The following is a 10,353-nucleotide window of genomic DNA, read 5'->3' as shown; positions in this document are numbered from 1 at the left end:
TCGTCGAGCCGACAGAACTTGGTCAGGTCGGGGCAAGCGAAGGTAGCGTCAGACAAGTCGAGGTCTTCCAGATGGGTGGCGTAGGAACCCCCATCATCGGGAGACCTCGACCCCTACCCGGACCCCGCCCCAGCTACACCCTCATCTGTGATGAGCCGATTAAGATACCCGGTGGTTGGAAAACGTCTGCCACTGAGTACTTCTCCTGGTCAACTGGGTGCGGGTTCGGGTGGTCGACATCGCGGGTGGGGTGAGGCGTGTCGTGTCCCGATGAGGCAGGTGCCGTGGTCAGCGGGTCTCACTCGCTTATGTCGGGATGGGCGGTGCGCGCCTGCCACGCCGAGGTGACCATGTCGTCGATGGAGTGGCGCATCCGCCAGTCCAGGTCGCGGGCGGCGGCGTCCCCGTTGGCGACGATGCGCGCCGGGTCGCCGGGGCGGCGCTCGCCGATCACCGGCTCGAAGGTGTGGCCGGTGCCACGCTGCATCGCGTCCATGATCTCGCGCACCGAGAGCCCGTCGCCGCTGCCCAGGTTGTACACCGGCCGCAGCTCGCGCCCCTCGGCCATCGCCGTCGCGGCGGCGACGTGGCTGGTGGCCAAGTCGGCGACGTGGACGTAGTCGCGCACGCAGGTGCCGTCCGGCGTCGGGTAGTCGGTGCCGTTGATGCGGGGCGTGCGGCCCTCGATGAGCGCCTCGATGACCAGCGGGAACAGGTTGTGCGGGCTGGTGTCGTAGACCTCGTCGGTGCCGGAGCCGACGACGTTGAAGTAGCGCAGGCTGACGTGCTGCAGCGGCGTGGCACCGTCGGTGAGCTCCAGCGCGCGGGCCTGGTCGGCCAGCAGCCACTCGCCGATCAGCTTGCTCTGGCCGTAGGGCGACTCGGGGGCGGTGGGCTGGTCCTCGGTGACCAGGTCGACGTCGGGGGTGCCGTAGACGGCCGCCGAGCTGGAGAACACGATTCGGCTGACGCCGACGCGCTGCATCGCCTCCAGCACCGCCGCGGTGCCCTGCACGTTCTGGCTGTAGGTGTGCAGCGGCCGGGCGACCGACACGCCGGCGTACTTGTACCCAGCGATGTGCATCACGCCCTCGACGTCGTGCTCACGCATCGTCCGCTCCAGCAGCGAGGTGTCCTGCACCTGGCCTTCGACGAAGTCGACGCCGTCGGGCACGAATTCCCGGTGGCCGCTGGACAGGTCGTCGACCACGATCGGGGTGATGCCCTGCTCGATGAAGGCCCGCACGACGTGCGACCCGATGTAGCCGGCTCCGCCGGTGACCAACCACGACATGTCTTCTCCTGTGTCTCTGGGGATGCTCGAAGAGGGTGCTGGTGCTCACGCGGTCACGCGGTCTGCCGACGTGCGCAGCGCCCGGTTGGCCTTCTCGACGTCGAGCCGGGTGAGGAAGGCGAGGATGATGAGGCTGGCGATGGCGGGGATCCACAGGTACATGAAGTAGAGCATGTGGATCGCGGAGCTGCTCTGGGTGGTGGCGTTGCCGACGTAGCCGCTGGCGGCCAAGAGCCATCCGGCCAAGGCTGTTCCGACGCCGCCGCCGATCTTCACACCGAGGGTGGTGCAGGAGAACATCATGCCGTCGATGTGCTTGCCGGTGCGCAGGAAGGTGTACTCGGAGGCCTCGGCGATCAGCGCATTGAGAGTGCCTTGCAGGGGACTCATGCCCAGAGAGGCGATCGCGGAGGAGGCGATCATGAGGGGGATGCTGCCCATGTAGCCACCGGCCACGACACCCAAGCGGCCCAGGACGGCGACGACGTAACCCCAGATGTTGAGGCGGTACATCTGTCCGTAGCGCTTGACCAGAACGGGGGTGAACAGCAGTCCGATGATCAGCGGAATGTTGATCGCCCATGCGAAGGCGCCCAGACGGGTCGCGTCACCGAGGACGTAGGTCATGAAGTAGATGCCCATGTTCAGGGTGGCGGTGAAGATCTGCTGGACCAGGTAGATGACCAGGATGATCAGATAGAACTTGTTGGCGAGCAGGATCCGGGCGCCCTCCTTGAACGAGTAGCGCTCGGCGGCGGCCGGATCGTGGCCCTCGTCAAGCTCTTCGGGCGGCAGCTCCTTGACCGACAGCACCGAGATCGTGTTAACCGCCAGACCGATGACGGCATAGATGATCGCGATGGCCCGCCACCCGTCGGCGCCGCCACCCAGCATGCGCACGCCCTGGACGGTGAAGGTCTGGATGAGCATGCTGGTGGTGAACGCGAACATGAAGCGGATGGAGCCCATCTGCACTCGTTCGGCGGGGTTCCTGGTGATCAGCGCCGTCAGCGCCGAGTAGGCGATGTTGTTCGCGGTGAAGAACACCGAGTTGAGCAGGGTATAGGCGAGGAAGAACCAGATGTACTTGCCCGTCTCACTGAGCCCGCCGGGGATGGCGAAGCTGGCGACCAGGGTGACAGCGCAGCCGATGTAGGGCCACAGCATCCACGGCCGAGCCTTGCCCATTCGGGTATGGGTGCGGTCGAGCAAGGCCCCGAAACCGATGTCGGTGACACCATTGAACAGCTGGGCGACCATCATGAGCGTGCCGATGACACCGGCGTTGAGGCCCATCTCGTCGGTCAGGTAGATCATCAGGAAGGCCGACAGGAACGCGTAGACCACGTTGCCGGCGATGTCACCGGAGCCGTAGCCGATCTTGTTGCCCCAGGTCAGGTACGTCTTGCCAGAACTTGCAGCGTGTGTGGGCATGGTTTCGGGTCTCCCGGTGGGTTCAGCGGCGGGTGGGGGCGAGGACGAGGTCGACGTGGTACGTCTCGTCGTCGACCCGGTAGCGGGCGAGCAGCTCGGGGCCGCAGCTGTTGGAGCCGATCCCGGCCATGGCGTGGTCGATGCACAGCACCACCTGGTCGTCGGGGTCCAGCTCGACGTCGTGTCTCGTAATCGACAGCTGCTCTTGGGTGATCCGGGAGGCGTTGAACGAGAACGGTCGCGGTGAGGTGACGGTCAGGCCACGCGCCGCATCGGCTTGCTCCACACGGACCCAGTCGCAGTCTCCGCGGCTGCCGTTCTCCTGGGGGCGGAGGTAGTCGACGAACAGTCCGTCGATGCTGCTGGTGAAGTGGCCGTGGCGGCTGGCCTGCCGCTTGTCTGGGTAGTTCTCGCCCGGACCGAGCCCGACCCACGACGCCTGGTCGAGTTCCGGTGCCAGGAAGAAGCGCAGACCCAGTCGGGGCAGGGTTGGGAACCCCGGTGTGCGGGTGACGTCCATCTGGCACCGCAATCGGCCCGCGACGTCGATGGTCCAGCTGGCGTCGAGGCGCAGGATGGGCTGGATCGTCGCGGCGTCCAGGGTCATGCGGGCGCGCACCACCACGGACCCGTCAAGGGTCTGGGCGGAACACTCATGTGCGCGGACCGCGGCATACGGGTAGCGGGCCCGTTCCCACTCCAGGCGGATGCGTCGGTCGTTGTCGGTGGGCGCGCGCCAGATGTTGACCTCCGCAGGTGCCGTGAACATCTCCTGGTCGCCCACGAGCATCGACGTGGGCATCCCGGTGCCGGTGTCGAAACGGTACTGGAAGCCGTCACCACGCACCGTGATCGCGGAGGGGTCCTGCTCGACGGCGGGGGAGACGCCACCGGGCGGTGCCTCGAGCAACTGCACGGACTGCTGGTTGCGGGGGTCGGCGACAGGGACGGCGACCTCATCGAAGCCGAGCTCCTGGCCCGCGGCGCGCACCGCGTCGCCGACGCGGAGGCGTTGCGTCACACGCAGGTGACAGCGCCCTACCCGCGGCAGCTGGGGGCGGCAGGTCACTTGGGTTTCGGTGTGGGGCGGAACAGGACGCGTGAAGGACAGGTCGCCACGATCTAGGACGATCCCGTCGCAGACCAGCTCCCAGGACAGGTCGACCACCTCGTCGAGATTTGTGAAGTCCAGGTCGTTGCGCAGCGTCAGCATGCCCGCGCCGGGGTCGTGCGCGACGACTCGGGCTGGGCGCTGCACGTTCTTCAGTTCCAAAAGGCCGGGGTGGGGTCGGCGGTCGGGCCACACGAGGCCGTCGACGCAGAAGTTCCCGTCGTGGATGACTTCACCGGAGTCGCCGCCGTACAGGTAGCAGGGGCGGCCGTCGTCGGTGTGGCCGGCTAGGACGGCGTGGTCGCACCACTCCCACACGAACCCGCCGCACAGGCGAGGGTCGGTGTGGATGAGCTGCCAGTAGTCCTCCAGGTCACCGGGCCCGTTGCCCATTGCGTGGCAGTACTCCACCAGCACCAGCGGCTTGTCTGGATCGCCTGCGAGGTAGTCGAGCATCTCCTGCTGTGACGGGTACATGCGGCTGTACAGGTCGATGTTCGAGTAGTCATAGCTGCGCTTGGAATCGCGGTAGAAGGCGCTCTCGTAGTGGGTCACCCGGTCCGGGTCGAACTCCTTCATCCAGGCCAGGGAGACCTCGAGGGTGCAGCCATAGGCGCACTCGTTGCCGGCCGACCAAGAGAAGATGCTCGGCCGGTTCTTCTCGCGCTGGACGCAACGCTGCACGCGGTCCAGGGTCGCCTCCGTCCAGTCGGGACTGTCGGCGATCAGCTCGTTCCAGTGCTCGACGACGTTGTCCCAGGACTCGTCGGCCAGGAACTGGGCCTGCGTTCCGTGGCTCTCGTTGTCGGCCTCCGACATGACCAGCAGGCCGTACTGGTCGCACAACTGGTAGAAGCGGGGGTCGTTGGGGTAATGGGAGCTGCGCACGGCGTTGATGTTGTGCCGCACCATGAGTTCCAGGTCGCGGCGCATGTGGGCGACGTCGACGGTGGGTCCGGTGGCGGGGGCGGAGTCATGGCGGTTGACGCCCCTCAACGTCACCGGGCAGTCGTTGAGGCGCAGGACCACGTCGTCGATCGAGACCTCTCGCAGACCCACCTGGTCGGTGACGACCTCGTCTGGCATCTCCAGCAACAGGGTGTACAGCTCCGGGTGCTCGGGGTTCCACAGGCGTGGCCGGTTGACGTGGAGTTCGACGGCGTGGCTGTACCCGCGGGCGTCGTTGGCCTCGGCCAGCACACCGCTGGCCACCGTCGTGCCATCTGCGCCGAGCAGCGTGGCCCGGGTCTCGACCGGGCCACCCACGTAGGAGGCACGCAGGCGCACCGTGGCGCCGGCCTCGTGGATCTGGGTAGTGGTGAAGTAGTCGAACAGGTGACGGGTAGGGCGGTCGACGAGGTAAACGTCGCGGAAGATGCCGCTGGTGCGGAACTTGTCCTGGTCCTCGAGGTAGGTGCCGTCACACCACTTGAACACCAACACCGCCATGTGGTTGGTGCCCTCCACGAGCGCCTCGGTGATATCGAACTCGCTCGTGGCGTGGCTGACCTGGCTGTAACCGACGTAGTGCCCGTTCACCCACACGTAGAAGCAGGAGTCGACGCCCTCGAAGACCAGCGTCGTGTCGGGCGCCGCCGCGTCGGCGTGGTGATCGAAGGTGGTCCGGTAGGCGCCGCAGGGGTTGTCCACGGGGACGTGGGGCGGGTCCAGCGGGATCGGGTAGCGCACGTTGGTGTACTGGTGAGCGTCGTAGCCCTGATGCTGCCAAGTACCCGGAACGGTGATTGGAGCGAAACCCTCGACCGTGCACCCGGGGTCCATGAAGGCCTCGTCCAGGTCGTTGACCGAGTGGTGGTAGCGGAAGTCCCACTGACCGTTGAGCAGTTGGACCCGGTCGGACGACTCACGGGCGGTGACGACATCGGTCACTGCCGCTGAGGCCGGCACGAAGTAGGCATGGGCGGCCAGCGTGTTCTCGTGCAGGACCTCCAGGCCCTGGTGGTGCTTCGGGATGCTCACCGCTGCTCCTGTCCGTTCCGGCCCCGACGGTGGGGTGGAACTCCCGTGGGGTGGTGGCCTCGTCGGACTCGGCAACTTCGCCGACCATTCTGCGCCTCCACGTAAAAATGTTTGCGGCACCATCGGGATGCTTGTTCGATGCTGCGCCTTGGATGTGCAGAATGTCAAGGTCTTGAGCGCGAGCACTTGTTCGCGCAAACATTAGCGTCGACGACGAGGTCTTCCGGCTGGGCCACACGCCCGGGGTCGGCGGTGAGGAGGAACGTGATGGGTGACGATCTGGCCCAGCAGGCATGGAGTGACGAGCAGGGCACGCGCGCGGCGCTGGAACTGTTCCAGCAGCACTTCGACGGGCGACCCGGCGGCGTCTGGGCGGCCCCCGGTCGGGTGAACCTCATTGGTGACCACGTCGACTACAACGACGGCACCTGCCTGCCCATGGCCCTGCCGCACCGCACCTTCGTGGCGGTGGCGCGTCGCAGCGACACTGCAGTACGCCTGGTCACTGGTCTGCAGACAGACGCCTCGTGGCGGGGTGACCTCGCAGAGGTGCGGCCGGGCGGCGTCGAAGGATGGGTGGCCTACAGTGCGGGACCCGCTTGGGCGCTGCGGGAAGAGGGCGTGGCGACAACCGGCTTCGATGCCGCAATCGTGTCCTGCGTTCCCGTGGGCGCCGGTCTGTCGTCCTCGGCTGCGGTCGAGTGCGCCATGGGTCTGGCCCTGGGGGAGCTGAACGGCGCACCGATGGGTGGCGACGACGCGGGTCGCGCCCGCCTGGCCGCACTGTGCGTCGAGTCGGAGAACCGGGTGGCTGGAGCCCCGACCGGTGGCATGGACCAGGCTGCGTCACTGAGGTCGGAAGCTGGGACGCTGCTGCACCTGGACTGTCGTGACGGATCCGTCGAGCACGTGGCCTTCCCCATGGGGGAGATGGGTGTCGACCTGGTCGTGGTCGACACCAGGGCCAGTCACGAATTGGCCGACGGGCAGTACGGACAACGCCGTGCGAGCTGCGAGGCGGCGGCCCGGGCATTGGGCGTCGCTTCGCTGCGCGAGGTGGCAGACCGCAACCGACCCGAGGATCTCGAGCCGCTCCTGGCGGCGCTGCCGGACGAGCAGATGCGGTCCCGGGCCCGCCACGCCATCACCGAGATGTGGCGGGTGGAGGACATGGAGAAGGCTCTGGGTGCGTGTGACGCCGTGGGGGCGGGCCGGTTGATGAGCCAGTCACATGCCTCGCTGCGTGATGACTTCGAGGTGAGCGTCGCAGAGCTCGACGGTGCGGTGGAGGCGGCAGTCGAGGCGGGGGCCTTCGGCGCCCGGATGACCGGCGGTGGCTTCGGGGGGAGCATCGTGGCGCTGGTGCCGCGAGGGCGGGCCTCGGACGTTGCCCACGCGGTAGTCGAGCGGGCGCAACAGGAAGGTTTCCCGATCCCGGAGGTGCACCTGGTCACTCCCAGCGCGGCCGCGGGGCGTCTTGCATGAGTGACCAGGTCCTGCGCTCGTCGACCCGGGGTGGCGTTGGCTGGTCGGGCCGTGCCACCGCACGAGACGTCGCAGCCGTGGCCGGGGTCTCGGCGCAAACCGTCTCCCGAGTGGCCAATGGAACACAGTCGGTGGCCGAACCGACTCGGCAAAAGGTGCTCGCGGCGATGGCGCAGCTCGGCTACGCCCCCAACGCGGCCGCCCAGGCACTGCGAGCAGGGCGGTCGTCAAGCATTGGTGTGGTGGCCCACCACCTCAACCGGACAGGCGAGGCCAACATCATCGATGCGGTGTGCACCTCGGCACGCCAGCACGGGTATGACGTGGCTTTGGCCCACGCGGCCAGCGGGTCGGCCGAGGACGTGAACCGCGCGATTGCACGGGCTCGGCAGGGCGTCGCGGGCCTGGTCGTGCTGGGATTGGAGACGGCCGAACTGGCGACGGTGCGCATCCCGCCGTCCCTGCCCGTGGTGTTGGCCGACTCCCGGGCGGACCTGTCTGTGCCGAACGTGGGCCTCGACCAACAGGCCGGAGCACGCCTCGCGGTCGACCACCTGCTGGGCCTGGGGCACGACACTGTGCACCTGGTTGCCGGGCCGCGAAACTCGGTGCAGTCGAGGCAGCGGGAGCAGGGCTGGAGAGAGTCCCTCCAGGCGGCCGGACGTCGGGTGCCCGCGACGGTCAGCCATGGTGACTGGAGCCCCGCCTCCGGGTACCGCGCCGGCTTCTTGGTCGCCGATGACTCCAGCATCACCGCGGTGCTCGTCGCCAATGACGAGATGGCCGCTGGACTCCTGCGAGCCCTGCACGAACGCGGCCGCAGGGTTCCCCGTGACGTGGCCGTGGTCGGCTTCGACGACGTCAGCGCCGCCTGGCTGTGGCCCCGCTGACCAGCGTCCAGCAGGACTTCACCACGATCGGCTTCCACCTGGTCGACGTCCTGTTGCGCCAGATCGACCGCCGCGACCATGGCGGCCCGGTCCGGGAGTCCATCCTCGTACCACCACACCTCCAGGTCCGCGCAAGCGGCGGGATCCCCAGCACCGCAGAAGGAGAACACCATGACTGACATTGGCCTGACCCAGGCCCGCGACAAGATGCATGCAGCAGGGGTTGGAGCAGCAGCGATCCGGGTGTTCGAGTCCCACTATGCGAACTTGGCCGATGGAGCCGGCGGGTATGTCCGCGAAGCCGACATCGAACCCCTCCTCGAGGTCGACATGGCCAGCGACGTCGACATCGATCGCCGTGAGGCAGAGGATGCACTCGACCGGACGGCGATCCTCAAACTCAATGGCGGCCTCGGTACGTCGATGGGTCTGGCCAAGGCCAAGAACCTGCTGGAGGTCCGCGACGGGCTGACCTTCCTCGACATCATCGCCCGCCAAGTGCTGGCCGCCCGTCAGCGCCATGGCGTGCGACTGCCGCTTCTGTTCATGAACTCCTTCCGTACCGACGCCGACACCCGCCGCGCGCTCGAGGCATACCCCCAGCTCGCCGTCCCGGGCTTGCCCCTGTGCTTCTTGCAGAACCAGGAGCCGAAGCTGAGGGTCGACGACCTCACTCCGATCGACTGGCCTCGCGACCCCAGCCTCGAGTGGTGCCCACCGGGCCACGGGGACGTCTATACCGCGCTGGACGACTCTGGAATCCTCGACCTGCTCTTGGAGCGTGGCTACGAATACCTGTTCCTGAGCAACGGCGACAACCTCGGGGCCACACCGGACGCACTCCTGGCCGGCTGGTTCGCCCAGTCATCTGCCCCGTACGCCGCAGAGTTGTGCACCCGTACCGCCAATGACCGCAAGGGCGGGCACTTGGCGATCCGCCGCCGCGACGGACAGCTGGTACTGCGCGACACGGCGCAGACAGCGCCGGAGGAAATGGACTTCTTCACCGACGAGCACCGCCATCCCTACTTCCACACCAACAACCTGTGGGTCCACCTGCCCGTGCTCAAGCGAACCCTTCAGGAACGCACCGGCGTGCTGGGCCTTCCGCTAATCCGCAACGAGAAGACCGTCGATCCGGCGGACCCCACCTCACCCGCGGTCATCCAGATGGAGACCGCGATGGGTGCCGCCATCGAGGTGTTCCCGGGAGCCAGTGCCATCGGCGTGGACCGCAACCGGTTCCTGCCGGTCAAGACCACCAATGAACTCCTGCTGTTGCGCTCGGACCTGTTCTCCTTGGATGAGGATCACCACCTGACCGCCCGAGGACCGATTCCTGAGATCCGTCTGGACAACCACTACAAGATCGTCCAGGACTTCGATCGCCGCATCCCCTACCCCCTGGGCCTGCTCGGAGCACGCAGCCTCACGGTCTTGGGTGACGTCAGCTTCGGGCAAGGCGTAACCGTCCGCGGCCACGCCCGCATCGACACGGCAGAGCCCATGCTCGTCCCTGACCACGCCGTCCTCGGCGACCCGGCTTGAAACCGTCGAGCGCCACCCCCAGATCCAAGGAGGACACTGAGGTTTTCTCACCAGGCTCCTCGCACGTGAGTAGCGATCACGAGGGCTGAGCGGACGATCTGGGTGATGCGCCAGGGGTCGAGGGTGACTTTCTGGAGGGCCTTGAAGTGTTTGATGATGGCATTGGCTCGTTCGGCTGGGGCGCGGAGTTGGGTGATGAGCCGGTTGCGGGTGTTGGTGTCGGGGGCCAGGCCGTGGCCCTTGATCGGGTGGCAGATGCCGATGCCGGCGCCTTGGTAGCCCTTGTCGGTCAACGTTTTCAGGCCTTGTGCGGCGGCTGGGTAGAGGGCTGGCAGGACGTGTTGGCGGGCGGCGGTGAGGTCGTGGGTCGAGCCCGGGGATACCGGCGAGGTCCAGATCGGGAAACCGGAGCTGTCGGTGAGGACTTGGACGTTGCCGCCGTGGCGGTGGTGTTTTCCCGAGTACCACGCATCGGTGGTTTTCCGGCTCTTCCCAGATGAGGGTGTAGCGCACGTCGCGCGGCGGGCCGGCGCGTCGGTGGCCGGATAGAGGTCGAGGTCTCCCGAGGATGAGAGCTCCTACACACTCAGCCCGAAAGACCTCGACGTGCA

Annotated in this window: 7 protein-coding genes and 1 pseudogene; 4 read left to right on the top strand and 4 right to left on the bottom strand. The window is 67.2% G+C overall.

From position 1 onward, the window contains the following. Positions 1–298: 298 nt before the first annotated feature. Genes galE through BQ9890_RS14400 form a run of 3 tightly spaced genes read right to left on the bottom strand, consistent with a single transcriptional unit; the run spans position 299 to position 5,819 of the window. Entirely contained in the window at positions 299–1,294 is a 996-nt protein-coding gene (gene galE / locus BQ9890_RS14410) for a UDP-glucose 4-epimerase GalE (protein WP_013160161.1), read from the bottom strand. A 45-nt stretch (positions 1,295–1,339) separates the two neighbouring features. Continuing rightward, positions 1,340–2,728, bottom strand: coding sequence for an MFS transporter (locus tag BQ9890_RS14405; protein ID WP_075893345.1), 1,389 nt, complete (start codon positions 2,726–2,728; stop codon positions 1,340–1,342). 22 nt (positions 2,729–2,750) lie between these two features. Beyond that, the gene (locus BQ9890_RS14400; protein ID WP_013160163.1) at positions 2,751–5,819 is read right to left on the bottom strand and encodes a glycoside hydrolase family 2 TIM barrel-domain containing protein; all 3,069 of its coding nucleotides are present in this window, start codon (positions 5,817–5,819) and stop codon (positions 2,751–2,753) included. 267 nt (positions 5,820–6,086) lie between these two features. On the opposite strand from BQ9890_RS14400, the gene galK reads away from it, so the two are divergent. The 4 genes from galK to BQ9890_RS14385 are packed head-to-tail and all read left to right on the top strand — an operon-like array spanning position 6,087 to position 9,742. Continuing rightward, entirely contained in the window at positions 6,087–7,304 is a 1,218-nt protein-coding gene (galK, locus tag BQ9890_RS14395; RefSeq protein WP_075893343.1) for a galactokinase, read from the top strand. Continuing rightward, positions 7,301–8,194 carry a LacI family DNA-binding transcriptional regulator gene (locus BQ9890_RS14390; RefSeq protein WP_230298051.1) on the top strand — a complete coding sequence of 298 codons (894 nt, stop codon included), beginning with the start codon at positions 7,301–7,303 and terminating at the stop codon, positions 8,192–8,194. Before galK ends, BQ9890_RS14390 begins: the two co-directional genes overlap by 4 nt. Next, the gene (locus tag BQ9890_RS16535) at positions 8,182–8,373 is read left to right on the top strand and encodes a hypothetical protein (protein WP_230298050.1); all 192 of its coding nucleotides are present in this window, start codon (positions 8,182–8,184) and stop codon (positions 8,371–8,373) included. Before BQ9890_RS14390 ends, BQ9890_RS16535 begins: the two co-directional genes overlap by 13 nt. Next, entirely contained in the window at positions 8,366–9,742 is a 1,377-nt protein-coding gene (locus tag BQ9890_RS14385) for a UTP--glucose-1-phosphate uridylyltransferase (RefSeq protein ID WP_075893341.1), read from the top strand. The genes BQ9890_RS16535 and BQ9890_RS14385 overlap by 8 nt, the downstream gene beginning before the upstream one ends. Positions 9,743–9,789: 47 nt before the next feature. On the opposite strand, the pseudogene BQ9890_RS16010 reads toward BQ9890_RS14385, so the two are convergent. Continuing rightward, positions 9,790–10,242, bottom strand: a pseudogene (locus BQ9890_RS16010) (transposase family protein); the annotation flags it as partial. Positions 10,243–10,353: the final 111 nt, after the last annotated feature.

The organism is Actinomyces provencensis (assembly GCF_900155435.1).
Lineage (GTDB): Bacteria > Actinomycetota > Actinomycetes > Actinomycetales > Actinomycetaceae > Pauljensenia > Pauljensenia provencensis.
Note: the sequence above shows the minus strand (reverse complement) of the source record. Positions and strands in the feature narration are given on the sequence as shown.